The following is a 24,876-nucleotide window of genomic DNA, read 5'->3' as shown; positions in this document are numbered from 1 at the left end:
TAAAAAACGTTGCTTCATAGAGCATCATAAGCGCTTAGTAACTATTTATAATATCTAAAGTTTGTTCTATCCAATCAGTCTCAAAATCTAATTGAACTTCCGGAATAATACCTTTTCCTTCGTAAGCAATGTATTTATGAAAATTCATATCTGTTGGTGTTATTTCAAAATGACCAGAGGGTGTAGCGTAGCTATAGCCGTAGTTCATCCCATATGCTATTATACCTCTTGTGGTTTGACCTAAATGTATAGCCTTTTTATTTCTTAAGAGTTTTAAGGTAAACTGCTCCCCGTTGCTACCAGTAAAACAATTGGTAATAACGTAGACATTTTTATCCTTCAATAGTTTTAGGAATGGGTCTGAGTATTTACTATTCCCGCCGTTATTACTGCGCAAGTCTATAATGATATTATCTGCAGTTAATTTGGTCTTAGTGTCTTCAATAAAGGCTTTTAATTCTCTACGCTTGTTATTGCTGAATGTTGCGAAATAGAGATATTGGGTGTTTTCGTTAATCTGTTTAAAGGTGGCAACCTCAATATTTTCAGATAATAATTCGTTATTAAACGGATTGCCTTGCTTTTTATAATTCCATATCCTACCATTCTCAAAGGATAAACTTTTCACTAATCTTGGTGTTCTTGTATCAATATCGTAGAAATACATGTTGTATTTATTACCGTTGGTGTGTTTTAGGTAAAATCTAATTTCTCCCAGCTCCCAGTGTATTAGGTTAGATTCTAATAGTACTCCTATAAAGTCCTTTTTATTGGTGTCATAGTAAATGCCAATTTTTTCATGCTTACCCAGAAGATAAATACCTTCTTTTTCTGTAGCTAACTTCTTTTTAAGTTCTGCCTTTAGAAGCGATAAGTCTTTATTAAATTTTGGATGTGATTTAAAACGTTTTGAAGTTTTAAAGGTTTGAGACTTTTCTTTATCCTTTCTTATAGCATTTGATAAAAACTCGGTATTTACTTTTATAGAGGCATGAATGTCATTTATCAAGGCCATAGGTTGAAGTAGCATTTTGTAACAAGATTCGATGCTAATCGGTATGTTCATTTTAGAGCTTAGGTCTGAATATAGTTTTTCAAATTCTTCAGCATTTTGACCTTTTATTTGCTTTTTGTACGAGGGCATTTTTCGTATTTTCTCAATTATAAAATCGAGATCCATTTTACAATCACAAGTTTCAATTTGTGCGTTAGTAAAAGAACTTGAGAAGAGTGAAATTCCAATAATTAAGACCAGCTTTTTCATGATTTAATAGATTTTTGATTAAACTTTATGAAGCAAATCTAAGTTTGAAAATATAACCTATGACAATAATGATAAGGGTTTGGGGCCAAACACCCTTAGTTTGTGGTAGAATTAATGAAAGATTTAATGTGCTCTAAATAAGTTTTTGAAACTGGAACAATAATATCATAATTAAGGATAAGAAAATGTTTGCCATTTTCAGTTTTCCATTGCTGAAAATGAAAAGGATTTATGAGATGCGAACGATGTGTTCTTAGTAAGAAGTCAAATTCATCATCTATTGCAGATAATTTAGCTCTAATCAAAGTCTTTTTAAGATTAGTTCCTGATAAGTAAAACACTTCAATGTAGTTGTCTGAAGATTGAATACTTATAATATCGTTGAGTTGAAGTCTTAAACCTTCATAGTTGCCTTCTCCTTTTAATTCAATCTTTTTGTCTTCTAATAGTTTTTCATGATATTTTCCCAATGCGAATCGACCGATTAATATAATAGGTAAAATGGTGAGTATCGCAGGAAAAATTATAGCTCTTAAATGATACCATAACTTATAGGCGTTTGGATTCCACTCAACAATAACTTGTAAATAGTAGAGTCTTAAGACAAGCGATGATACAGTAATAAAGAGCAGAAGCCAAATAAGTTCAGAGCTCATAGTCCATGAATTTTGCTCTCTTTTATAAAGCCAATTCTGAAACGGTAGATGTATCACATAAAGAAGTGCTCCTAATAAACCATAAATTGGGAGATAAATTAGTTTTTCATTATCACCAAATTCATTGACATCTAAGGGCTCTGTAAAATATAAAAATACGAATATCCAAACTACTAATAATAAAGCAATTACAAGGTGATGCTTTAATAATGGGTCGAATGGATATTTTCGGTTCAAACGCTACTATTTTATGAGTATAAAAATACATATTGCTTTTGGAATCTTCAATAAAATAACGTTCTTGCTACAATGTTTGATAAGCGTTATTATTACCTGATTAAGTTTCAATATTTAGGATATCGTTTTCATGGTTGGCAAAAACAACCTGATGTTAAAACGATTCACCTTATGATAGACAGAACCTTAAAATATATCCTCGAGGATACTAAATTTAAAACCTTAGGAGCAGGTAGAACGGATGCAATGGTTTCAGCGAATGAGGCGGCTTTAGAGCTTTTTATTTATAATAATCCTATAACGGATTTTGATTGCTTTTTAGATCTCTTTAATCTTAATCTTCCTCAGGATATTAGAGCACTATCTATTAAGCAAGTTAATAAGGACTTTAATATTATTCAGGACTCAAAGATTAAGGAGTACCATTATATTTTTTCTCAAGGGCAGAAAAACCATCCATTTTGCGCACCTATATTAACAACAATATTGGAAACTTTGGATGTGGATTTGATGAAGCAAGGAGCAAAACACTTTGAAGGCACGCATAATTTTAAAACCTACTGTTATAAAGCCACTGATAAAGGCGAATATATACGCACCATAAACCAATGTGAAATTGTTGACAATACCCTTTATACTGCAAGCTTTTTTCCAAAAAAATCTTATGTGTTAAAAGTAAGAGGAAAGGGCTTTATGCGTAATCAAATTAGACTTATGGTTGGCTGCCTCATTAAATTGGGTAGAGGCGAAATTACTTTAGATTATATAGATTCTACGCTCCTAGAAACAAGCACTGAAGTCATGGATTATATCGCACCAGCTTCGGGATTAATTTTGCATAAACTTGACTTTGAATAAAAAAAGGGACGAATATTAAATACGCATCCCTTTTTAAGATTGGTTGGGTAATATCTAGTTGATCCAATGTTTTGAAAGAGCATTTTTTGTAAACCATACCAAGAAAGCAGCAAAAATAATAATGATGTATGCTGTAATTTTGTTAACACTAAAGTCAACATCCTTTAAATCAGCCAGAAATAAAAAGTAAGTCATTTGAGCTGTTGCCGCGAAAAAAGACATAATAAAGAGAAACTTCGCTGTTTTTTTTCTTAAGATAATCATCAAGCTTCCCAAAGCACCAGCAAAGACTGCTATTGCAAACAAGCCAGTATACCAAGCAGGTAAATTATTCATTACTTCAAGTTGTTCAGATGTATATGCATCAGTATAGGCACTTGTATTGTATGCTTGACTTAAATAACCATGAACACCAAGTCCATTCCAGATAAGGGCAATAACACTTACAATCCAAAACCATATTGGTGGTCTTTTTGTTGAATTTGTCATAATAATGATGATTTAGTTTAGTTAGTTATTGGGTTTTAAAGTAAACCGAATGGACTAGTAATTTATGAAATATAACATAAATACATTCTTTAGGTTGATTACTACCCACAAAAAAGGGGTAGAATTTTTAATTCTACCCCTTTTCAATACCATTATATATATAGTTATTCTACTACATGTAATTTAGGTTCCTTATCAACAAACTTCCCATTAACAGATTCGCCTAAAATTAAAACTTCTTTAGAACGCTCGTACATTTTTATTGCACGATGCATCTGTAATTTAGTGCCACTATATAGTTTTACTCCCGATTTTGAACCTTTGTTTCTAATCTCGATATAGTAACCGTCTTTGAGTTTTGTTGGTCTTGTTGCTGGTCTACCCATAAAAATTGTGAATGTTTTAAAAGTAGTGCATTATACTGAAAATTCTTGCAACAAACAAGTTTATTTAAAACAATTCTAAACGGAGTTTTTAACAAGTGTATTATAAATGGCTTTTGTGAAATTTAGTCAATCATTTTGGTTATTTTTAAGAAATTCTAGTCTAAATTTTAAGTTCATGATCCCAAAAGAAACCTTTCCTTTTTTTAAAAAATTGACCAAAAATAATAACAGAGACTGGTTTAATGCGCATAAACCAGAATTTAAAGCTATTGAAGCTAAGGTTAAGTTGGCGTATAATACATTAGGAGAAATGATGACTGCTCATGATCAAATTGAAAAGATCAAAATATTTAGAATATATAGAGATGTACGATTTTCCAAAAATAAATTACCTTATAAAACTCATTTTGGTGGTTCTTTTACCAGAAAAAAACCGGAATTAAGAGGTGGCTATTATTTACATATACAGCCAAACAACGAATCTTTTATTGCAACTGGTTTTTGGGAGCCAAATAAAGAAGACTTATTTAGAATTCGTAAGGAGTTTGAAATGGATGACAGTGAAATGCGCGATATTTTAAATGACAAAAAATTTAGTGCCACTTGGGGAGGTTTTGTAGGTGATGAATTAAAAACCGCACCTAAGGGTTTTAATAAAGAACACCCTGCCATTGATCTTATTAGAAGGAAGCAATTTATTTTCATAAAATCATACACAGATAAAGACGTATTAGAAGACGGCTTCTTGGAAAATGTTAACGAAGCTTTTATCACTATTAGGCCATTTTTTGATTACATGAGTGATGTGCTCACTACAAATCTCAATGGTGAATCATTATTATAAAAACACAACAAGCTAGATTACTTGGTGTTTTTGTTTGTTTAGTCTTTTAACGAATTAAATTTGGTTTATTATACCATGAACTTCTAACGCAATGCCATTAATGTAGGACGCATCATGAGTCGCAAAGAAAAGCGCTGCATTTGCAATTTCTTCAGACGTTACGAAGCGAGGCAGTAGCAACCGAAATGCAAAGCCTTTACCCATTTGTCTCTGCAATCTCTTGTAGTAAATCCATTTTTATATAAATCGGAGTGGCAATTGGCTCCGGAGCAATTGAATTAACTCTAATACCACAATCTTTTACTGCAGTGGTTAGACTCTTATACATGTACTTAAGGACGCTTATAAGCTAAGAGCACACAGACATGTCTTCAAATCCTTTGTAGCGTACTATAGAATTTGTGAATAAAATGCTACCACCATCATTTATATGTGTTAGTATTTTCTTGGTAGCCAAAACGGGTCTTTTGTATTATAAATGTTAAGTGTTATATCGTAGTGCAATTCACTAATATCTGTTTCAGGAGAAGGAAAGGTTACTACTGCATTTAAAAACAGGATATCTATCTTAGCATACTTAGCAAAGGATTGTTCGATTAGGTGTTTTTGTCTTCATGTTTAGAGACGTCAGTAAAGATTGTTGTTAAATCGCCAGTAAATTCATTAGCGACATTATCTAAGATCTTTTGCCATCGTCCAGATAAAACTACTTTAGTTCCTTCTTTAAAACATAATTATACCTCAGCGAAACCTAAATCGCCATGTGCCCAAGTAATAAGGCCTATTTTTATTATACTACAATCACTTTATCTAAGACCTCTTTTCTAATGAATAGCTATACTCTTAGCATTTTATTTGAAATGATTGTTTTAAATTTTATCAACATCTGTTGTTAAATGCTAAAACAATACTAAATACTTAAACGGCTTTTAAAACTTCTGGTTTTGTAAATAATTGTAGACTACTGATTATGCGTTCTTTTACGATATTCATCATTCGTTTATTCAATGCTGATGAGTTTGTAATATAGAGTTCATATTCTTCTGTAGTAAATTGACCAATAATCATTCCTTTTACAGAGTTTCTAAATTTCATGTCTTTATGAATAGCATTATCTACATATGCTAACTGCTTCTCAATGTTGAGATCATAAAACACATTTTTACGTTTTCTTATATAATTATTAAAAACAGCTATAAATAAGTCGTGCTGCATTTTAATGATAGGACGTAATGTTTTATTTTGAAACAATTCATCAGCACTCATAGCATCAAAAATTTTAGCACTTGGAATTTCTGGACGAATCGCTAATAATTGCTCAGATCGCGTAGTCATGGTTAAGTGAATAAGAATTAATGTTGATTTAAAGTTAACTATTAATCAAGTGTTCCCTAATTCATAGACTTATTCTTGTTAACGGTCTTATTAACATTGCCAATTTTTGCATGGATAAAAGCCTTTTAAAATACGACTTAATGGTGATACTAAACTGTATCTTTGATAAAAATAAAAAGTATGAGATTTCACACGCGTAAATGGGTTAAACCCGAAGATTTAAATCCTAATGGTACATTATTCGGTGGTCAGTTATTGGCCTGGATTGATGAAGAAGCCGCTTTATATACAATTATACAACTAGAAAACTCTAAAATTGTGACTAAGTACATGTCCGAAATTAATTTTATGGCTTCAGCTAAAAAAGGTGATATTGTAGAAATAGGCATTGAGGTTACCAAGTTTGGACGTACTTCAATAACCATGAAATGTGAAGCGCGTAATAAAATGACCCGAGAAACCATACTTACCGTTGAAAATATGACGATGGTTAATCTTGGACCAGAGGGTAAACCTGCTCCGCACGGTAAAACAGAAGTAGAATTTGTAAAGAATAGGCTAGAGGGTAATGACTAATCTACATTAGCAACGACTAACTCATAAATTTCAAGATCGAAATAGTTCACTGAAGCCAATACGTGGTCAAAAATATCTGCCATTATATATTCGTAGTTTTGCCAACGAATATCACTACTAAAGGCATAAATCTCCATGGGAATACCTTGAGATGTAGGCTCTAATTGACGAACCATTAAGGTCATATCTTTATTTATAGCGGCATGATTTTCCATATACGTTATTAGGTATTTTCTAAATACTCCGAAATTTGTCAGATTTCTACCATTTATAAGCACAGATTTATCAACTCCCTTTTCAGTATTGTGTTTTCTAATCTCTTCGGATTGTTTATTGAGATAGTTGGTAACCAATTCAATCTTTTTAAAGCGTTCAATATCTTGATCAGACAGAAACTTAATGCTTGAGGTTTTTATAATAACAGAACGTTTTATGCGTCGTCCCCCAGAAGCCATCATACCTCTCCAATTCTTAAAAGAGTCAGATATTAAGGCATAAGTTGGAATAGTAGTTATGGTTTTATCCCAATTCTGTACTTTAACGGTAGCTAAGGTAATTTCTATAACATCACCATCGGCTCCATATTTTTCAAACGTAATCCAATCACCTATTCTAACCATGTCATTTACGGTCACTTGGATACTGGCAACAAAACCAAGAATGGTATCTCTAAACACTAAAACAATAATTGCAGATGCCGTACCAATACCAGCAAAAAACTGAATGAATGAAATCCCTGTAACAATAGCGAATATCGAAAATACAGCCAATATCCAAAGAAAAATCATAACCACTTGGATGTAGCTATAAACAGGCTTGTCTTTATATCTCGGTAAAGTCTTCAAGTAATCCCTGAGTGAATAGAAGAAACTCTTGATGATTCTCAGAGTAAGAAATATGGCTATTACCTTTAGTGTTTTTTCAATTATATTTTCAGTATAATCAAAATCAGAAAATACTTGAGGCACAAACTCAATAAGTATTACAAGCGGAATGATATGTGCAATGTTTCGAGGTAGTTTATTGCTAAGAAGTATATCATCAAAATTTGTCTTAGTTGATTTTGCTATTCCTGTAGAAAACCTCCATAAAACTCGTTTTGTAATAAAGTCGATAATGAATGCAGCAATAAGTAAGGCCACTAATAAAGCCAACATATTTAAGTACTTGGCTGAAGTTTCTGAAAGCCCGCGTTCAATGAGTAAATCGTATATGTAATGTTTAATTTTAAGCATGTTTTGTTCTCAAATACTTTTTGTCAATATAAAAGGTACCAAACGGAATAATAGACGCAATTAAAACTATCCAAAAGGTTTTATTTGTCCAATTCATGTCTTTACTTATTATTACAGCTAGAACCACATAAATTATAAAAAATAATCCATGAGGCATACCTAATAATTTTACATATTGAGGATCATCTGCTAAGTACTTTATGGGTGTTGCAATAAATAAAAGCAAAATATAAGATGTGCCTTCTAATAATGCAATAATTCTAAAGGTAGACAACAACATACTTAATGAATTAAAAACATGTTGCAAAAATACTTTACAATTGAATAATTGCCATAGAATTTTAAAAGGAATTAATAAAATGTCTATTTCAGATATTCATTATAAAGTTGGAAGAATTAATACTATCTTAGAGCCAAAATAAAGTCTATGAGATATGTGATCTTAATGGTCTTGGTATTTACCCTTTGTGCAACATCTTCAAGTTCTGCACAATCAAGGGTTATGAAAAATGAAACGTTCCAAGCCACTTACGAGAAATTAAAGGCAACGGTGCAAGGTAATTCGTTCAAGTTTATTGGTAATTTCGTGTATGATAGTTCACAGCGCAAGGCCCTAGACACTGCATTAAACACAATATTTATTAATGGAAATGAGCTTTCGGGACAAACATCAACGTTAGAAATAAACGATAAAAGTATCGTATTAAATGGTCAAATTAGTGATTATAAAGTTGATTATAATGACGAAAAGCAGGCTATTTCAATATCATTTCTATGTGCACAACGCAATTTTTATATAGATATTAAAGCTAATGGTTATACTTTTTTGGCTATTAAGTCTGGTGATGATACAATTAATCAAATAGGAAGTGTAGAACGTTTATAAAACAAGTACAATACATAATCACAAGCCAATGTCTATAGATATTGGCTTTTTTATTAAAATCTTTTAATTCTACACTGAAAATGAATTGAAGAATATGATGTAATTTTACATTATAGAATAACCTAAACAAATAGGCTAAACATTAATCGTTGATCACAAATTAATCAATAATAAAAAAGCTATAATTGTGAATAGAGAGGATTATAAAATACATATTATAGGGGCTGGTATTAGTGGATTAGTTGCTGCAAAAACACTCGAAAAGAACGGTTATAGACCAACAATTATAGAAGCTACTGATCGTGTTGGTGGCCGCGTTAAAACAGATCTAGTTGAAGGCTATCAATTAGATCATGGCTTTCAGGTGTTACTTGATGCCTATCCTATGGCAAAAGCGCACTTAGATTATAGCAATTTGCAATTGCAACGATTCTTACCAGGAGCAGTGATCTACAATAACGGTAAGGCGCAACGTATCGGTGATCCATCAAGACATCTCGGTTTATTATTACCCACATTATTATCCTCGGTGGGTTCTGTAGCGGACAAAATCAAAATATTAAAACTTGAAAAAATATTAAAAAAGAAATCAATTGATGCTATCTTTCAATCTTCAGGAACCAGTACTTTAAATTATTTAAAAGATTTTGGGTTTTCAGATGCGATAATAGCTAATTTTTTTAAGCCCTTTTTTACGGGTATTTTTTTGGAGCCTAGTTTAAATACAAGCAGTAGAATGTTTAAGTTTGTCTATAAAATGTTTGGTCAAGGCTATGCTGTTTTACCAAAGAATGGAATAGGGGCTATACCAAAACAATTACAAGCGCAACTCCATCACACAGAATTTATTTTTAATAATAAAGTCGGTGTTGTAAATGATGATCATATATTAACGAGTAACGGCACTAAAATTGGCACGCATTTTACTATAATAGCAACTGATGCTAGCGTTTTAATTCCTAATTTGAAAGCTCAAAAAACGTCATGGAAATCGTGTTACACACTCTACTTTGAAGTTGAAAAGCGCAGTATAAAAGAGCCCATTATTGGACTTGTTGCAGAAGATGATGCATTAATTAATAACATTTTTTTTCATAATAGTATGGCAACATCTTCTAAAGGATCTCAGGAATTATTATCAGTAACTGTTGTTAAAAAGCATCAATTAAGTGAAGCGGAATTGATTGATAGGGTGCAAAATGAATTAAAAGGCTTCTGTAATATAAGCGCAGAAAAATGTATTAAGTGTTATCACATAAGACAAGCTCTACCAAATTTAAAACATTTAGAAAATGATATTTCACCAACTGAAACTCAATTGAAGCCTACAATATTTTTAGCGGGTGATCATCTTCTTAATGGTTCTCTAAATGCTGCTATGACTTCGGGTGAGCGGGCAGCTCAAGGAGTTATTATGGCATTAGAAGATGGTTTGAAGGTTGAAGAAATAGCATCAGAATATATTTAATTTAAGACAGTAAGTGAGTTTATTGATTCGCAAGCACATTAAGATGAATTATTAATTTATTGTGCGGTTATAGGTAGTTTTGGTAAAACTATTTTCAAGATGAAATAATAGAAGTTTTAAAGTCGTGTATTCACTTCGTGTTATAGAAAATACTTCAAACGAGTTTACTAGGTTTTTCTTTCATTCTTTTCTGATTTAATATTCGGTATTGTTTAGTTTTTGAAAGTGTTTGCTTTGCTATTTTCTTAGGCATATATTTTTAACTTAAATACCCTTAATGGGTAGATCGCAATAGATTTTTAGTAAAATAGAAAAAGAGAAAAAACGATTAAAAAAGCGCGAAGAAAAACGCAAAAAAATGGAAGCACGAAAACTAGCTAGAGAAGAAAACGGGTCTGCTGGGATTCCCTTAGCTTATGTAGATCATAATGGCAACCTAACAGATATTCCTCCTGATCCTTCTATGAAAGTTAAGGTTAAAGCCAAAAACATTGAAATAAGCATACCAAAGAAAGATGATAGCGAGCTTGAATCGGATCCATTAAGAAACGGAAAGGTCTCTTATTTTGACGGTTCTAAAGGCTATGGATTTATTGTCGACACTGTAACCAATGAAAAACATTTCTTTCATATTAGCGGAATGATAGATAAGGTTTGTGAGAATGACAAAGTTTCTTTTGTATTAGAAAAAGGGCTACGCGGCATGAATGCTGTTAAGGTGAAAATGCTCTAAAAATAATTTTTGACTTAAATAATTATTTAATTTTCCATACATAATTAAGTCCTGTTTTGGACCTGCGTGTAGGATATTTACGAGAAAAGCTGGTGGTTGGCATGAAAAGCAAAATGCAACAGCTTCAATATCAGAATATTGTAGCTTTATGGAAGCAATTTATGCCTCGGTAGACACAAATTAAAAATCGCTTAACTCAAGAATTCATAGCACTTCAAAACTATTCTGATTTTGGAAATAGTACAGACAACTTTGAATTTTGGGCTTGTGTAGAAGCATCAAATAGTAGTTTTTTGCCAGAAGGGATGTGGTTCATGAAAATTCCATAAGGTCAATATGCCATTGTCTTACATAAAGGTATGGATGCTGGTGCAACCTATCAAAAGATAATCACAGAATGGTTACCAACATCTGGTTATAAAATTGCTAATAGACCACATTTTCAAGTGATGGGTGAGAAGTACAATAATGGGTGTCAAGATTCAGAAGAGGATGTCTACGTTCCTATAGAAAAATTATAGCTCAAGAATTAACTTTTGACCAATTCTAAGTGTGGACGATTTTTTAATCTTATTGGTCCGGCAAATTGAAGCGATACTTGTATTATTTCGTCTCGAAATGCGAGATAATGTATCACCCTTTTTTACAACATATATTTTACGCTGTTTCTCTAAACTTGCTAGAGCATCTTCTTTAGTTTCATACAAGGCTAATTTTGACATGCGTCTAGAGCTGTGGTAACTTGCTCTCGTCCATTTTCGGGTAACCCATAGGTTTTTTGATCGTATAGAATTAGAATCGTCAAAATTAAACAGGTATTCGGGGTGAATAAACGCACCTTTATAGGTTGTTGATAAATGCAAGTGGCTTCCTGTTGATTTTCCTGTATTTCCCCCTTTTCCTATAAACTGCCCCTTTGAAACAGAGTCATTGGCTTTAACAGCAATTTTTGATAGGTGCGCGTATGTGGTTTCTAGTCCATTGTAATGGCGCACTACAACGGTTCTTCCATGGCCGCTACTATATTTAGCAAAGCGCACAATACCATCAAACATACTTACAACAGAGTCTCCTGTTACCAAGTCGATATCAATACCTTTATGGGGCCGACCACGTCTCCAGCCATACCGTGAGGTGATCACTTTTTCATGCTTAACTGGAGAAGCATAGGTAGAATCATCAAACGTTATTTGAAATGGAAAGTCTATAGGGGTGTAACGATAAGGATTGTATACTGTAGTTTCCCAGAATTCGCTTTTAATATCCGCTTGCTTTTGAATTGCTTTATCTCCAGAACTAACCATTGGAATTTCAACTTCTTCCATCAGTAGTGTTTTTCCTGCAGGTGTTGGAATTTTAATTTTTATAGATTGTAATAGGCTGTCATTCTGGGCAAAAACTGTTGTCACTGCCAATAAAAAAACGAAAGTAAATAAAGGGGTCTTCATTAATGTTTAAAAAAATCAATCGTTTTAAGAAACGCTAAATTACTATAAAATATTGTTAACCTCAAATAAGGTAATCATCGCGTAAAAAGCCTTAATTTTACAACTTTCAAATCAACATATATGTCTCAACCCAATTCAGTGATTCAAGATAAAAAGACCGATAAAGAATTATACGAATATCAGCAAGGCGCTATAAATCAGATATTCGAAAAGTTTGATAATGCACCAGAAGACTACCATTTGCTCTACCAATTACCAACAGGTGGTGGTAAAACCGTAATTTTCTCTGAAATGGTGCGTCAATATCTTAAAAACCATAATAAGAAGGTCTTGGTTATGACGCATCGTATCGAGTTATGCAGACAGACCTCAGAAATGCTGACTAGTTTCGGCGTAACGAATAAAGTGGTAGATAGTAAGGCTAATCTAGATGATCAGGCTGATTATTCTTGCTTTGTAGCTATGGTTGAAACTTTAAACAACAGGCTTAATGATCATAAACTAGACATTTCAGATGTTGGTTTAGTAATTATTGATGAAGCACATTACAATTCGTTTACCAAGCTATTTAAGTTTTTTGAAAAATCTTTTATTCTGGGCGTGACTGCCACACCGTTAAGTTCTAATAAGGAGCTACCTATGAAGGGTAATTATAGTGAATTAATCACTGGCGAAACTATTGAAAACCTTATTGAAAACGAATTTTTAGCACGTTGTGAAACATATGCATATGATATGGGATTAACGTCCTTAGAAGTTGGGTCTAATGGTGATTATACGGTAAAATCATCTGAGGATTTATACACCAGTCCAGCAATGCTTCAAAAGACTGTTGATGCTTATAAAAAGCACGCATTAAACAAAAAGACCCTAATATTTAATAATGGTATTAACACGTCAATAAGTGTTTATTATGCTTTCAGACAAGCAGGTTTACCAATTATGCATTTAGATAACACAGCCACTAAAAAGCAGCGTAAACAGATATTAGATTGGTTTCATGAAACACCCAATGCTATCTTAACCTCAGTAAGTATTTTAACCACTGGTTTTGATGAGCCAACTATTGATACGATTATTCTAAACAGAGCAACAAAATCACTAACCTTATACTACCAGATGATTGGTCGTGGGTCTCGTATTCTTAACAATAAGTCAAAATTTACGGTTATTGATTTGGGGAATAACTTATACCGTTTTGGGCCTTGGGGAGCCGATTTAGACTGGCAATTGATTTTTAGATCACCGAATTGGTTTGCTGACCGCATTAAGAGTGACGAATCTATTGAAGCCAATTTTAAGCACGAACTTGCTGATGAAATTAAAGATGAATTCTCAAAGTCAGCAGACACCTACTTTGATATAAGGCAAACGTATAAAAATGCTGTAGATGCAGGAGAATCCTCAAAAGTTGTTCTTGAACGTTCTATTGAGCAACATGCTAAGATATGCATTGAAAATAGTGAGGATGTCTATGATGCACTTGGGTTGGCTAAATTGTTAAAAGATGATATTAGTCAGCGGATAGAAATTTATGCCAAATTAATCAGTAAGAGTACAGGGAATTTTTTAAAATGGTTAAAAGACGATTACAAAAAGAAATTGAACTCCTACTTACGAGCTAATTTCGATGAGAAGTTCGAAGAAATTCATGGGTATCCGCCCGAAGAATAAATTTTAGTATAAGATTTTAAGAAAAATGGTACGCAGATTTAATATGATCTCTCTACGATATTGACTAATAATCTTCCCAAGTTATTTTACCTAATGTACTTTAAAAGGTTATGCTATTTGTCAGCTCCCTAAATCTGCAAAAAGTAGATTACCGAATTAGAAAAGCAATTAAATAGCGGCTTAACTGCGAAATCCGTATCTTTGTCATACAAAATGTTATGGAAAAAAAAGGAGAACAAAAAGTCAAACGACCTGATTTAGTGGTGTTTGATGAGGACAAGCAGCGCTACGATGCGGCCTTTAGACCGTATGCAACTAATGTTGGTGCACCACAAATAAAGTTGCCCAATAATGGCAGCTGGAAAAATTCCCAAATTTATAAAGCTAATAAGCATCTAAAAGCCAAGTATGAGGCCTTAAAAGCAGAATACGATGCCTTACTTAAAATTTTGGAGTACAACGAGTTGGTGACAGCGTCTAAATTTACATTTGAACCACTGATAGGTGAGGTGTATCATTTGTACAATAATACTAAGGAACAACCCTTTTTATCCATTATAGAGCCAGATAGCTGCGATTTTCAACACTTGGGAAGTTTCCGTTTAACCTCAGATTATCTATGGGAAATTGTAGAAGAAAAATCAAATAAGGATTTAGTGAAAGTTTAAGTTGCAGTAAATAATAACGCTTTCTAATTAATTAAATTTATTCAGGAGTTTTAAAACTTGTGTTGTTTTATACATAAACACAATAAAATTTTAAATTCAATTAATTATGAAAAAATGTCTTTTAGTTCTTTTAGCCTTATTAGTTTTCAACTGTTCAGAAGACGACACCGTAGATCCAACAATTTTTAACGAAAATCTTTCAATAATAGAAAATTTAGAAAATGGCGTCCCAGTTCTAGATATTACAAATACCTTAGGTGCAGAGGTTTTATATGGTTTAGAATATGGTGGTGGTTATATTTATCATGTTGATGAGATCGATGGTACTTTAATGGTTGCAACTAATTATTCTCAAATCGGAACTAAATCTTGGGGTGACCATTTTGATTTAACCAATGGTGAGGCTTTTGGCGATGGGGAATTCAATACAGAGCAAATTGTTAATGGAAATTTGGCCGATAATAGTAATGTGCCAAATGGTTTAGAATATGGAAGTGACGACTATGCCTTTAAGATTGCTTATGATTTAAACTATAATGCCTATGACGATTGGTTTATACCAAGTCGCCAATCTATAGAAGCAATTTTTAATAATCTTCACCTTCAAGATATTGGGAATTTTGACGAAACATTGTTTTATTGGACATCATCAAAGGCAGGCTATCAACCTTACGTCATGAGTTTTGATTCTAATTTTGGAGGCGAGACATTTCTGGGCTCTTGTTTTAACTCTAATGCAATTTTATTAGTAAGAAAAATATAAAACACTGTTTTTATTGCGTGTAATATAAAAAAGGCCAACTTTATTTCAAGTTGGCCTTTAACATCATACTAGTTCTAATTCATTTTAATATACAGGGTTATGTGATTTCAACTTTAGTACAAAAGCAAAAGTTTAATACTTCTTTTTTATATCTTATTGTTGACAAAGGTCTTTATACAATGTTAATAAAATCTAGGAGTGAGATTAGAGTTAGGCCATATCCATTTTGATTCATAAGCCCATAGTTATTAAATACGTCTGAAGCAAGCACATGGGTGGGAAGCACAAGGTATGTGAGATGAAATAGTTAGAATTAATACAAGTCTATTTAATAAGTTGTTTGATATTTACTTTGTAAAGTTTTCCAATTGGCACAATATGGTCTGATATATAAATTCTATTTCCTTCTATGCTACTGATGTGCTTTTTTGCAATTGCAAACGATTTATGTACTTGAAGAAAATCTTCATTTGAAAGTAATTGTATCGTATCAGATATTTTTTCGCGGATCGTTATTGTAGTGTTAGTGGTAAAGACTTTAGTGTAATTTCCGGAGGCCTCAATAAATAGAATACTATCTAAATCGACTTGAATATAACTGTTGTTTTGCTTCAGGAAGATGTGTTTTTCTTTAGATTTTGAATTTATCTTATGTTCCTTTTTTACCGTATTTGTGTTAAATGTTGTTACTTTATTAACAGCACTCAAAAAACGTTCAAAACTAAATGGTTTTAATAAATAATCAACCACATTCAATTCATAGCCTTCAATCGCAAACTCACTGTATGCTGTAGTTACAATAACTTGTGGAGGTGATGATAAGGTTTTCAAAAATTCAAACCCTTTTAATTTGGGCAAGTTTAAATCTAAAAAAATCAGATCCACTTTATGTTTACTCAAATAATCAATAGCCTCTAAAGCATCATAACAATCGGCTTTGAATTCTAAATTTGGTAGCATATCGCAGTAGTTTTTAATAATGTCGTGAGCAATATGCTCGTCATCTACTATTATGTACGTAATCATAATGTTATATTCAATTTAGCCTTGTAAATAGCATCGATTTCAGAGACTTCAAAATAATGCTTTTTTGGATATGCTAGTGCTAATCGTCGTCTTAAATTAGTTAAACCAATACCAACTTTATGATTGCTCTGTGATGCATCACAATTATTTTCAATTTCGAATTCTATTTTATTGTTTTGAGCTTTTAAATTAATATGTACAAAAGCATTTTCCCTTAAATTTTCAACTCCATGTTTAAATGCATTTTCTAGAAGAATAATTAAAAGAAGCGGCATTATTTCATAATTAGTGTCGTTTATTTCAATATTAAACTGTATATCAATAGTCTTGTGATAACGCATTTTATGAAGTTCGATGTAGTTTTTCAAATACGTAATTTCATCGGACAATAAAACCGTGTCTTTATCACCTTCATAAATACTATAACGCATCATGTCAGAAAGTTTAAGGATGAGCACTTGGGCTTTCTTTGAATCTTTATCAACTAACCCATACAGGTTGTTGAGCATATTAAAAAAGAAATGAGGGTTTACTTGACTTTTTAAATGCAACAGTTCTGTTTTTGCTTTTTCATTCTTTAATCTAATGATCGATTTGATTTGTTTAAAAGCCCAATATGCAATGGTGATCAAAACCAGTATAAAGTAGAATGCCATAAATTCTACAAACCCTTCTAGTTTACCAAAAGTGTCATTAAATATTACAATGACTAAGCCTATAATAACAAGCGCTATTTTATAAAATCGTGTTACAATATTCTTTTTTCTTTCAGATATAGTCAACTTCATAAATCAATATTAATTAAATAAAACAGCTCAAACAAATTAGTTGACAAACGGCCTTTAATCAGTGGTAAACGATTTTAAAGTTGTTTTAAAAGACCTTTATAACATAGCATAATCTGTTTGCCATTCAAACCTATACTTGTGTCACAAATATTTTACACAAGCAAAAATCACATATATGTTTGTTTCAATCAATCAAAAAACGAACACTTATGGAACTCATTATTGACAATTTATCTAAAACTTACTCTAATGGTGTTAAGGCATTACAAAACATCTCTTTAGAAATCCCAACAGGAATGTTTGGTTTACTAGGACCAAACGGAGCAGGTAAATCAACATTAATGCGAATCATTGCAACATTACAAGACGCAGACAATGGTTCTATTACACTTGGGGACGTTGATGTGTTAAAACAAAAGAACGAATTGAGACAAGTTTTAGGATACTTGCCACAACAGTTTGGTTTATACCCTAAAATATCTGCGGAAGTTTTACTAAATCATTTTGCGGTTCTCAAAGGAATTACGCAAAAAGGTGAGCGTAAAGACTTAGTAGAAGCGCTTTTGCATAAAACCAATTTATACGACGTAAGAAAACAAAATCTTAAAGGCTATTCAGGAGGAATGAAGCAACGCTTTGGTATAGCACAAGCCTTACTTAATGATCCTAAATTACTTATTGTTGATGAACCAACGGCAGGATTAGATCCTGTAGAACGTAATCGATTTTATAATGTGCTAAGCGAATTAGGAGAACGCACAGTCGTCATTTTATCTACTCATATTGTTGATGATGTTAAAGAACTTTGTACCCATATGGCAATTATTAATCAAGGCCAAGTGTGTTTAAAGGGAAATCCATTACAAATACTGGAAAACCTTAAGGGCAGAGTCTATAAAAAAACAATCCAAAAGTCAGAATTAAAAGCGTATAAGCAAAATTATAAAGTCATTAGTGAAAAGCTCTTTTTAGGAAAACCGACCATTCATATTTTAAGCAATGTGAATCCTGGAAATGGCTTTTTACTTATTAATGCCGAATTAGAAGATGTGTATTTCTCCGAAATATTTAATACTAGGAACGTTAAATCTCTATAATTATGTGGTACAATATTTTTAAGTTCGAAATACAATATAGAATCAAACGTTTTGATACTTACGTGTTCTTTTTGTTTCTCTTTTTATTTTCAATTTTTGGTGTAGACTTTATTTTTCAAGGATCTGATATGGGGCTAATGAAAAAAAACTCACCTGTAGTAATTGCAAAAACAATGGGAGCCATCACTGGAATATTTATGATTTTAGCTTCTATGATTATGGGAGTTTCGGTATTAAGAGATTTTGAATACCACATAGAATCCTTAGTTTTTACCGCACCTATCAGTAAAAAAGATTATTTGTTTGGCAGATTTTTAGGATCGTTTACGGTATTACTCTTTGCTTTTACAGGAATTGTATTTGGTATGATGGTAGGTGAGCTTATGCCATGGCATAAGCCAGAGAATCTATTAGTTTTTAATGCATTTGTGTATGTAAAAACCTTTTTTATGATAACCTTACCAAGCTTATTTTTTGGAGCATCATTATTTTTTGTTACAGGAGCTTTAAGTAGAAATTTAGTGGTTGTTTATACACAAGGTATTATTGTATTTGTGATATTTATGTTAACCAAAGCTATCACTAATGCGTTTTGGCAAGCCATTTTAGATCCATTTTCACTAACTACCACCACCTTTGTTACAAAATCTTGGTCTGCTTTAGAAAAAAGTACTCATAATATTCCATTTTTTGGTGTCATTTTCTACAACAAGCTGTTTTGGGTTACTCTTGGGGCAATTTCGTTGATTTATGGTTATAAGAAATTCAATTTTAACGTAGTTAAAGATAAGCGCTCTAAAAGCAATCAATCATTAACTATTAAAAAAACCTCTACAATTGAAGATGTAATAATTCCACATACCCAAAAGCAGTACGGTTTATTATCTAAATGGGCGCAACTAAAACAGTTTACAAGATTTTATTTTACAGGCATTTTTAAACAATCCTCATTTTGGGGTATCGTTATTTGTGGTATGATTATCATCCTTATTAATTCTGTAAATCTGGGAACTGTATATGGGGTGGATAGTTATCCCGCAACCTATTTTATTGTAGAAGAACTTAAAGAAACGTCAATGTATTTCTTTATTATCCTTTTGGTGTTTTATTCAGGAGAATTAGTTTGGAAAGAACGAGGTGGAAAACTAGATTTAATCTACGACGCAACACCAATGTCTAGTTTCTTAAAACTATTGGGTAAGTATATTGGATTGAATCTAATTTATGTCGTTTTAATGTTAGCTTTAATTGGCTCAGGAATTATATTTCAAACCTTAAATGGCTATTATAAATATGAATATCAGGTGTATTTATCTGGTTTCTTTTTAGAGATTTTACCATTTTTAGCTTTATATACATGCATTGCATTTTTTATTCAGTCTATTGTAAATCACAAGTTTTTAGGTATTATGTTGGTGATTATATTCTTTATTGCCAATATCGCTTTAGGCTTATTTGGTTTCGACCACGATTTATATTTTTTTGGAGGCAGTGCTTTAGGCGCCTATTCAGATATGAGTGGTTACGGTCATTTTTTAAAACCATATCTCATTATAAAATTGTACTGGTCTCTTTTCGGGTTGTTATTGCTAATTATGAGTTCTTTAGTAAACGTAAGAGGTGCTGAGACCAATATGTGGAAGCGAGTAAAGGCCATTAAGTATAGATTAAGTAAGCCACTTTTTACCCTAGCAATTACGGTGTGTATATTATTTATAACTACCGGGAGTTTTATCTTTTATAGCACTAATATTTTAAATACCTATTGGACAAATTCTGAAGCAACAGAATTTAGAGTTACTTATGAAAAAGAACTCAAAGTATATGAATATATACCACAACCTAAAATAGTAGATGTTAACTTGCGTGTAGAACTGTATCCTAAAACAAGAGATTATACCATAGAAGGGTATTACATACTTAAAAACACCACTACAGAAGATATTAAATCTATTCACATTCAAAAGCTTCTTGAAGATAATGTTAGGTTGGATTCAGTTGTTTTTGAAGGCGAGTTTACAATCGATAAACAATATAAAAAGTTTGATTATTCCATTTTTAATCTAAAAAAGGCTTTGAAGCCACGAGATACCGTAAAAATGTATTTCAAACAAAGTTTCACCACGAAAGGATTTGAATCTGGAAATTCTAATGTTAAAATAAATTCTAACGGAACATTTTTTAATAATACGGATTTACCAACAATGGGCTATAACAAAAAATATGAACTAAATGATGCTCATGAACGCGAAAAATATGGCTTACCGAAAAGAATTCGTATGGCAAATAGAAATAATCTAAATGAGCTTAACAATGCAAGAAATGGTGGTGATTCTGATGGTATTACCTTTGAAATGATAATTGGAACTTCAAAAGATCAAATTGCTTTAGCACCTGGGAATTTAATGAGAGAATGGACAGAAAATGGCCGTAACTATTTTCATTATAAAATGAAGCAATCAATGATTAATTTTTATGCCATCACTTCAGCCGAATATGAAATAAAAAAAGATGTATGGATAGCGCGTAAGGATTCTACAGCAAAACCTATTGATCTTGAAATTTACTATCATAAAGCACATCATTACAATATAGATAGAATGATGACATCTATGAAAGCGTCGTTAGAGTATTTCAGTAATAATTTTAGCCCTTATCAAAACGAACAATTACGCATTATGGAGTTTCCGCGTTATGCAAAATTTGCACAATCATTTCCAGGAACCATTCCATTTTCAGAGGCTATTGGCTTTGTTTTAGATATCGATGATCAAAAAGATGTTGATATGGTATTTTACGTCACTGCACACGAAATTGCACATCAATGGTTTGGCATGCAAGTAGAAGCAGCAAATGTTAAAGGACGACTAACCATATTAGAAACCTTGTCGCAATATGCAGCAATTATGGTATTGAAAAAATATTATTCCGAAGAAAAAGTATTGCAATTTTTAGAAACTCAAAAAGAGGATTACATAAAGGGAAAAGATAGAGAAGATGTTAAAGAACCATCATTGGCATTGGTAGAAGATCAAGACCACATTTATTATGCTAAAGGAGCGATTAACATGTATGAGTTTCAAAAAGCAATAGGAGAGGAGAACGTTAATAAGGCGTTGAGGCGCTTTCTCCAAGATTGGAATACCAAAAATGGTAAACTAAAAATGGCAACAGATAGATATGCAACAACGCAAGATTTATTAGGTTATTTTAGAGAGGTCACCTCAGATTCACTTCAATATGTAATTTCTGATTTGTTTGAAAAAGTTATTCCTGTAAAAATGTAACAAATAAAATTTTGTATGATATAATTACATATTAAAAGTGTCTTATAGTGATAATGAACTGCTTTAAATATTTTGTGCTTTGGGACGAAAGCGAAAGTTTAATACTTTGTTTTCTATATTTTATTAGTGACAATTGTCTTTATACACTATTAATAAAATCGAGGAATGAGATTAGGGGGTAAGCCAAATCCATTCTAAGAATTCACAAGCACTTATTTTTAATGTAAGTGTAATGCCAGTAATTTATTTTTTTGAAATGGCACATGCGGAAAGCTTAACGCGCCTAAACCTAGTAGATAAGATTCTCAAATATCTAAGAATTAACTAGCTAAAAATTTAGTAATTTTAAGTCTCATCTAAATTTTATCACAAATGAGATTAATGATTAAAACAGATTATTCTGGAATGTCAGAATGGGTTGCTCATTATGTTGTTCAGAAGATAAACAATCATAAGGCAGAAACCGATAAACCCTTTGTTCTTGGATTACCAACAGGAAGTACACCATTAGGCACTTATAAAGCGCTAATAAGGTATTGTAATTCTGGCAATGTGTCATTTAATAATGTCATTACATTTAATATGGATGAGTATGTTGGTATACCTAAGAACCATTCACAAAGCTATCATACGTTTATGTGGGATAATCTATTTAGTAAAATAGATATTGAGCCTGAAAACGTTAATATTCTAGATGGTAATGCACCAGATCTGGTAAAAGAATGTGAGGATTATGAACATAAAATCAATGCGTATGGTGGTATTGACCTTTTTCTTGGTGGTATAGGTTCTGATGGGCATATTGCGTTTAACGAGCCAGGGTCGTCATTATCATCGCGTACACGCCTTAAAACTTTAAATAATAAGACCGTGATGGATAATGCACGTTTTTTTGATGAGGATACCTCTCAAGTGCCAACGGTTGCCTTAACTGTTGGTGTTGGGACCATTTTGGATGCTAACGAGGTACTGTTGTTAGTTAGTGGCCATTCTAAGGCCCTAGCATTACGGCATATTATTGAGGAACCGATCAACCATATGTGGACAGGCAGTGCCTTACAACTTCATAAGAAAGCCATAATTGTTTGTGACGATGATGCAACTCACGAATTACGAGTTGGTACCGTACGCTATTTTAAAGAATTAGAAGAACTAAACAGCGTACAGGAAATTTGATATAATTAGATTCATTATTTGAGATGCGATAGCATGTAAATGAGATCAAGCCCGCTCAGGAATAATGTATGGACAATCCATATGCTTGGAACGATCAATTTTTGGAGCAAACCTCATTCGCTTGTTGAGCGCTTAGATACGTTGCTTTAAAGCATTTATAACTATGAGATTTTTATCGAAAATTCCTCTAAGACATCCAGTGTAGTAAATTCTAGTGCTTTTTCATGGGTGGCATTTAGATCAATTTTAGGTGCTACACCCGCTTTATAAGCTTCTAACCAACGTGATATGCACAAACACCATTTATCACCATGTTGTAAACCCGGAAATTGCCATTGTGGTATTGGTCTTGTTAAATCATTACCACGACGTTTACTGAACTCTAAAAATTCCTTAGTGACTTCTGCGCAAACCACGTGCGTGCCATAATCTTGCGGCATCGTTCTACAAAATCCGTCTCTAAAATAGCCAGTCATAGGATTTGTACAACAAGCGATTAAAGGTTTGCCATAGACATTATTGGCCATTTATATGTTTTTAAAATAGTGTTTATTACGCTAAGTGAAATTTACAAAATCCTTAAGAATTATACTTAGATTGAATGATTATATTGATTAAAAAAAATCTTGGAATTAGAATTTTTAGAGAAAGCGAGACGCGAACTTATTAATGGCTATGTTAAAAAGCGTCATCCGTTTCGGTATTTTACATTAGCTACGATAGAAGATGGTAAACCAAGGCAGCGGACTGTCGTATTACGCAAAATTGTAGATGATTTTGTACTTTTGGTGTATACAGATGAACGCTCGCAAAAGGTTGCTGATATAGCTAATAACCCAAACGTTAACGCGTTGTTTTATCATCCAAAGCAATTATTACAAATACGTATTGATGCCAAAGCAGAAATTATTACAGATGCTGATCAGTTAAAACGTTATTGGCAGAATATTCCTGAAAATTCAAGAAAAGATTACATTACAGTTGATAGTCCAGGTACTACTATTAGCAATTCAGATCAAGTACATTACGATCTTGAAAACAGCTATTTTACGGCCATACGTATTATTCCAAAAACTTTAGAATACCTACAACTAAAGCGTCCAAACCATTTACGGATAAAATTTGAGTACAACGCAGACGGTTGGAAGGGTGAATTTTTGGTGCCTTGAGAAATTAATGGTTTTAACTTATGGCTAAGATTATGTCAAATATCACTTTCAGCGCTAATACGCTTAGATTGTCTTTATGATACAACTGTCCTATAATGTACTTGCGTTATGTAACTTGAGCTTTGGATAAAAGCGAAAAGTTCTTACTAAAGTTTCTTCAAAAAATTTTTTTTTCAAAAGTTTCTTTACAATGTTAATGGAACACTTTTTATGCGACGACGCAGGAGGGAAGCATAATGTGTGTGGAATGGTTTTGATAACCGCATTTAATGCTTAAATCGGCATTTTGAATGGAACATGGTTTATCTAAATTAGAGAATTGTCTTTGAATTAACAACTATATTATATATTTTTGGATTAGGTACTTAATTGGTAAGCCTGTTCGTTCGTGCAAAGATTTCATCTACCAATTTGATAATTATAATATAACTTTCAAGAATTATTATTCACTAATAGATTACGAACGCTTTCTTCAGAATAATAATTTTTGAGCAAAAGAATATATTATGGATATTATCAAATATTTCAAATTACAAGCAAAAAATTTATTGAAAGATTTTAAGGAGAATCAAACTTTCTTCGAAAACCGAGGGGAACTAGAGTACGAAATAGAACGTGAAAAGTACTTTAAAGTATCAATGGTTTTTGATGTATTTAATGTAGATGAAACTAACTTTAAATTAGGAAATTCACAACACATGATTGCAAAAATGGTAGGTTTCGTTAACTGGCCACAATTAGTTAAGGCTTCAAATGAAAAACTGGAATTAGCTAAATTATATTTTGATTTTCAAGATAGATTAGAAGCGCCAG

The 24,876-nt window shown here is 32.3% G+C and carries 27 protein-coding genes; 15 read left to right on the top strand and 12 right to left on the bottom strand.

The annotated features are described in order from the left end of the window. Positions 1–34: 34 nt before the first annotated feature. Positions 35–1,264 (bottom strand): S41 family peptidase, encoded by a 1,230-nt coding sequence (locus tag HRU49_RS03940; protein ID WP_296354377.1) that lies wholly within the window; start codon positions 1,262–1,264, stop codon positions 35–37. A 95-nt stretch (positions 1,265–1,359) separates the two neighbouring features. Next, complete coding sequence (locus HRU49_RS03935) at positions 1,360–2,157, bottom strand: LytTR family DNA-binding domain-containing protein (protein ID WP_296354375.1); 798 nt, start codon at positions 2,155–2,157, stop codon at positions 1,360–1,362. A gap of 72 nt (positions 2,158–2,229) precedes the next feature. Between HRU49_RS03935 and truA the strand changes: the two genes are divergently transcribed. Beyond that, complete coding sequence (gene truA / locus HRU49_RS03930; protein WP_296354373.1) at positions 2,230–3,015, top strand: tRNA pseudouridine(38-40) synthase TruA; 786 nt, start codon at positions 2,230–2,232, stop codon at positions 3,013–3,015. A 54-nt stretch (positions 3,016–3,069) separates the two neighbouring features. On the opposite strand, the gene HRU49_RS03925 is transcribed toward truA, so the two are convergent. Both HRU49_RS03925 and HRU49_RS03920 read right to left on the bottom strand, forming a co-directional pair. Beyond that, on the bottom strand, positions 3,070–3,504 hold the full coding sequence (locus tag HRU49_RS03925; protein WP_296354371.1) for a hypothetical protein: 435 nt from the start codon (positions 3,502–3,504) through the stop codon (positions 3,070–3,072). 164 nt (positions 3,505–3,668) lie between these two features. Further along, positions 3,669–3,890 carry a hypothetical protein gene (locus tag HRU49_RS03920; protein WP_296354369.1) on the bottom strand — a complete coding sequence of 74 codons (222 nt, stop codon included), beginning with the start codon at positions 3,888–3,890 and terminating at the stop codon, positions 3,669–3,671. 175 nt (positions 3,891–4,065) lie between these two features. On the opposite strand from HRU49_RS03920, the gene HRU49_RS03915 reads away from it, so the two are divergent. Further along, positions 4,066–4,734 (top strand): DUF2461 domain-containing protein, encoded by a 669-nt coding sequence (locus HRU49_RS03915; protein ID WP_296354367.1) that lies wholly within the window; start codon positions 4,066–4,068, stop codon positions 4,732–4,734. 196 nt (positions 4,735–4,930) lie between these two features. Here HRU49_RS03915 and HRU49_RS03910 read toward each other — a convergent pair whose 3' ends face one another. Next, on the bottom strand, positions 4,931–5,062 hold the full coding sequence (locus HRU49_RS03910; RefSeq protein WP_296354365.1) for a hypothetical protein: 132 nt from the start codon (positions 5,060–5,062) through the stop codon (positions 4,931–4,933). Positions 5,063–5,652: 590 nt separating this feature from the next. Continuing rightward, positions 5,653–6,069 (bottom strand): glyoxalase, encoded by a 417-nt coding sequence (locus HRU49_RS03905; RefSeq protein ID WP_296354363.1) that lies wholly within the window; start codon positions 6,067–6,069, stop codon positions 5,653–5,655. A gap of 180 nt (positions 6,070–6,249) precedes the next feature. On the opposite strand from HRU49_RS03905, the gene HRU49_RS03900 reads away from it, so the two are divergent. Further along, the gene (locus HRU49_RS03900) at positions 6,250–6,645 is read left to right on the top strand and encodes a hotdog domain-containing protein (protein WP_296354361.1); all 396 of its coding nucleotides are present in this window, start codon (positions 6,250–6,252) and stop codon (positions 6,643–6,645) included. Here HRU49_RS03900 and HRU49_RS03895 read toward each other — a convergent pair. Beyond that, complete coding sequence (locus HRU49_RS03895) at positions 6,642–7,880, bottom strand: mechanosensitive ion channel domain-containing protein (RefSeq protein WP_296354358.1); 1,239 nt, start codon at positions 7,878–7,880, stop codon at positions 6,642–6,644. The genes HRU49_RS03900 and HRU49_RS03895 overlap by 4 nt on opposite strands. Then, positions 7,873–8,157, bottom strand: a complete 285-nt coding sequence (locus tag HRU49_RS03890; RefSeq protein WP_296354415.1) for a DUF3817 domain-containing protein — start codon at positions 8,155–8,157, stop codon at positions 7,873–7,875. The genes HRU49_RS03895 and HRU49_RS03890 overlap by 8 nt, the downstream gene beginning before the upstream one ends. A 150-nt stretch (positions 8,158–8,307) precedes the next feature. Between HRU49_RS03890 and HRU49_RS03885 the strand changes: the two genes are divergently transcribed. From HRU49_RS03885 to HRU49_RS03870, 4 genes are all read left to right on the top strand, one after another. Continuing rightward, on the top strand, positions 8,308–8,766 hold the full coding sequence (locus HRU49_RS03885) for a hypothetical protein (protein ID WP_296354357.1): 459 nt from the start codon (positions 8,308–8,310) through the stop codon (positions 8,764–8,766). Positions 8,767–8,953: 187 nt separating this feature from the next. Next, complete coding sequence (locus HRU49_RS03880; RefSeq protein ID WP_296354355.1) at positions 8,954–10,234, top strand: FAD-dependent oxidoreductase; 1,281 nt, start codon at positions 8,954–8,956, stop codon at positions 10,232–10,234. A 295-nt stretch (positions 10,235–10,529) separates the two neighbouring features. Then, complete coding sequence (locus tag HRU49_RS03875) at positions 10,530–10,967, top strand: cold shock domain-containing protein (RefSeq protein ID WP_296354414.1); 438 nt, start codon at positions 10,530–10,532, stop codon at positions 10,965–10,967. 341 nt (positions 10,968–11,308) lie between these two features. After that, positions 11,309–11,488, top strand: coding sequence for a GyrI-like domain-containing protein (locus HRU49_RS03870; protein WP_296354413.1), 180 nt, complete (start codon positions 11,309–11,311; stop codon positions 11,486–11,488). Here the strand turns inward: HRU49_RS03870 and HRU49_RS03865 are convergent. After that, positions 11,483–12,415, bottom strand: a complete 933-nt coding sequence (locus HRU49_RS03865; protein WP_296354353.1) for a peptidoglycan DD-metalloendopeptidase family protein — start codon at positions 12,413–12,415, stop codon at positions 11,483–11,485. The two genes, HRU49_RS03870 and HRU49_RS03865, sit on opposite strands and share 6 nt — an antisense overlap. A 120-nt stretch (positions 12,416–12,535) precedes the next feature. Between HRU49_RS03865 and HRU49_RS03860 the strand changes: the two genes are divergently transcribed. The 3 genes from HRU49_RS03860 (at position 12,536) to HRU49_RS03850 (ending at position 15,520) form a co-directional block, all read left to right on the top strand. Next, positions 12,536–14,089: a DEAD/DEAH box helicase family protein gene (locus tag HRU49_RS03860; protein ID WP_296354351.1), complete on the top strand. Its 1,554-nt coding sequence runs from the start codon at positions 12,536–12,538 to the stop codon at positions 14,087–14,089. A gap of 218 nt (positions 14,090–14,307) precedes the next feature. Next, on the top strand, positions 14,308–14,757 hold the full coding sequence (locus tag HRU49_RS03855) for a DUF2452 domain-containing protein (RefSeq protein WP_296354348.1): 450 nt from the start codon (positions 14,308–14,310) through the stop codon (positions 14,755–14,757). Between the two features lie 106 nt (positions 14,758–14,863). Then, a complete protein-coding gene (locus HRU49_RS03850; RefSeq protein ID WP_296354347.1) occupies positions 14,864–15,520 on the top strand; it encodes a hypothetical protein in 657 nt (218 codons plus the stop codon). A 324-nt stretch (positions 15,521–15,844) separates the two neighbouring features. Here HRU49_RS03850 and HRU49_RS03845 read toward each other — a convergent pair whose 3' ends face one another. Continuing rightward, positions 15,845–16,546 carry a response regulator transcription factor gene (locus HRU49_RS03845; RefSeq protein ID WP_296354346.1) on the bottom strand — a complete coding sequence of 234 codons (702 nt, stop codon included), beginning with the start codon at positions 16,544–16,546 and terminating at the stop codon, positions 15,845–15,847. After that, a complete protein-coding gene (locus HRU49_RS03840) occupies positions 16,543–17,334 on the bottom strand; it encodes a histidine kinase (protein ID WP_296354344.1) in 792 nt (263 codons plus the stop codon). Before HRU49_RS03840 ends, HRU49_RS03845 begins: the two co-directional genes overlap by 4 nt. A 209-nt stretch (positions 17,335–17,543) precedes the next feature. Here HRU49_RS03840 and HRU49_RS03835 point away from each other — a divergent pair, with 209 nt between their 5' ends. From HRU49_RS03835 to nagB, 3 genes are all read left to right on the top strand, one after another. After that, entirely contained in the window at positions 17,544–18,431 is an 888-nt protein-coding gene (locus tag HRU49_RS03835; protein WP_296354342.1) for an ABC transporter ATP-binding protein, read from the top strand. Between the two features lie 2 nt (positions 18,432–18,433). Further along, positions 18,434–21,718: a M1 family aminopeptidase gene (locus HRU49_RS03830; protein WP_296354340.1), complete on the top strand. Its 3,285-nt coding sequence runs from the start codon at positions 18,434–18,436 to the stop codon at positions 21,716–21,718. A 381-nt stretch (positions 21,719–22,099) separates the two neighbouring features. Then, the gene (gene nagB, locus HRU49_RS03825; RefSeq protein ID WP_296354338.1) at positions 22,100–22,894 is read left to right on the top strand and encodes a glucosamine-6-phosphate deaminase; all 795 of its coding nucleotides are present in this window, start codon (positions 22,100–22,102) and stop codon (positions 22,892–22,894) included. Between the two features lie 161 nt (positions 22,895–23,055). On the opposite strand, the gene HRU49_RS03820 is transcribed toward nagB, so the two are convergent. Then, a complete protein-coding gene (locus tag HRU49_RS03820) occupies positions 23,056–23,421 on the bottom strand; it encodes a DUF2237 domain-containing protein (protein WP_296354336.1) in 366 nt (121 codons plus the stop codon). A 99-nt stretch (positions 23,422–23,520) separates the two neighbouring features. Between HRU49_RS03820 and HRU49_RS03815 the strand changes: the two genes are divergently transcribed. Both HRU49_RS03815 and HRU49_RS03810 read left to right on the top strand, forming a co-directional pair. Beyond that, on the top strand, positions 23,521–24,063 hold the full coding sequence (locus HRU49_RS03815) for a pyridoxamine 5'-phosphate oxidase family protein (protein WP_296354334.1): 543 nt from the start codon (positions 23,521–23,523) through the stop codon (positions 24,061–24,063). Between the two features lie 506 nt (positions 24,064–24,569). Then, positions 24,570–24,876, top strand: a 307-nt coding sequence (locus HRU49_RS03810) for a hypothetical protein (RefSeq protein WP_296354332.1), incomplete at its 3' end; no start/stop codon positions are given.

The organism is Winogradskyella sp. (assembly GCF_013213975.1).
Classification (GTDB): domain Bacteria; phylum Bacteroidota; class Bacteroidia; order Flavobacteriales; family Flavobacteriaceae; genus Winogradskyella.
This window is presented reverse-complemented; position numbering and strand designations above follow the sequence as displayed.

Bases quoted from the DNA above. Each gene is read 5' to 3' on its own strand.
- HRU49_RS03940 (WP_296354377.1), bottom strand. From the start codon at position 1,264: ATGAAAAAGCTGGTCTTAATTATTGGAATTTCACTCTTCTCAAGTTCT.
- truA (WP_296354373.1), top strand. From the start codon at position 2,230: ATGTTTGATAAGCGTTATTATTACCTGATTAAGTTTCAATATTTAGGA.
- HRU49_RS03925 (WP_296354371.1), bottom strand. From the start codon at position 3,504: ATGACAAATTCAACAAAAAGACCACCAATATGGTTTTGGATTGTAAGT.
- HRU49_RS03920 (WP_296354369.1), bottom strand. From the start codon at position 3,890: ATGGGTAGACCAGCAACAAGACCAACAAAACTCAAAGACGGTTACTAT.
- HRU49_RS03915 (WP_296354367.1), top strand. From the start codon at position 4,066: ATGATCCCAAAAGAAACCTTTCCTTTTTTTAAAAAATTGACCAAAAAT.
- HRU49_RS03910 (WP_296354365.1), bottom strand. From the start codon at position 5,062: ATGTATAAGAGTCTAACCACTGCAGTAAAAGATTGTGGTATTAGAGTT.
- HRU49_RS03905 (WP_296354363.1), bottom strand. From the start codon at position 6,069: ATGACTACGCGATCTGAGCAATTATTAGCGATTCGTCCAGAAATTCCA.
- HRU49_RS03900 (WP_296354361.1), top strand. From the start codon at position 6,250: ATGAGATTTCACACGCGTAAATGGGTTAAACCCGAAGATTTAAATCCT.
- HRU49_RS03895 (WP_296354358.1), bottom strand. From the start codon at position 7,880: ATGCTTAAAATTAAACATTACATATACGATTTACTCATTGAACGCGGG.
- HRU49_RS03885 (WP_296354357.1), top strand. From the start codon at position 8,308: ATGAGATATGTGATCTTAATGGTCTTGGTATTTACCCTTTGTGCAACA.
- HRU49_RS03865 (WP_296354353.1), bottom strand. From the start codon at position 12,415: ATGAAGACCCCTTTATTTACTTTCGTTTTTTTATTGGCAGTGACAACA.
- HRU49_RS03860 (WP_296354351.1), top strand. From the start codon at position 12,536: ATGTCTCAACCCAATTCAGTGATTCAAGATAAAAAGACCGATAAAGAA.
- HRU49_RS03855 (WP_296354348.1), top strand. From the start codon at position 14,308: ATGGAAAAAAAAGGAGAACAAAAAGTCAAACGACCTGATTTAGTGGTG.
- HRU49_RS03850 (WP_296354347.1), top strand. From the start codon at position 14,864: ATGAAAAAATGTCTTTTAGTTCTTTTAGCCTTATTAGTTTTCAACTGT.
- HRU49_RS03845 (WP_296354346.1), bottom strand. From the start codon at position 16,546: ATGATTACGTACATAATAGTAGATGACGAGCATATTGCTCACGACATT.
- HRU49_RS03840 (WP_296354344.1), bottom strand. From the start codon at position 17,334: ATGAAGTTGACTATATCTGAAAGAAAAAAGAATATTGTAACACGATTT.
- HRU49_RS03835 (WP_296354342.1), top strand. From the start codon at position 17,544: ATGGAACTCATTATTGACAATTTATCTAAAACTTACTCTAATGGTGTT.
- HRU49_RS03830 (WP_296354340.1), top strand. From the start codon at position 18,434: ATGTGGTACAATATTTTTAAGTTCGAAATACAATATAGAATCAAACGT.
- nagB (WP_296354338.1), top strand. From the start codon at position 22,100: ATGATTAAAACAGATTATTCTGGAATGTCAGAATGGGTTGCTCATTAT.
- HRU49_RS03820 (WP_296354336.1), bottom strand. From the start codon at position 23,421: ATGGCCAATAATGTCTATGGCAAACCTTTAATCGCTTGTTGTACAAAT.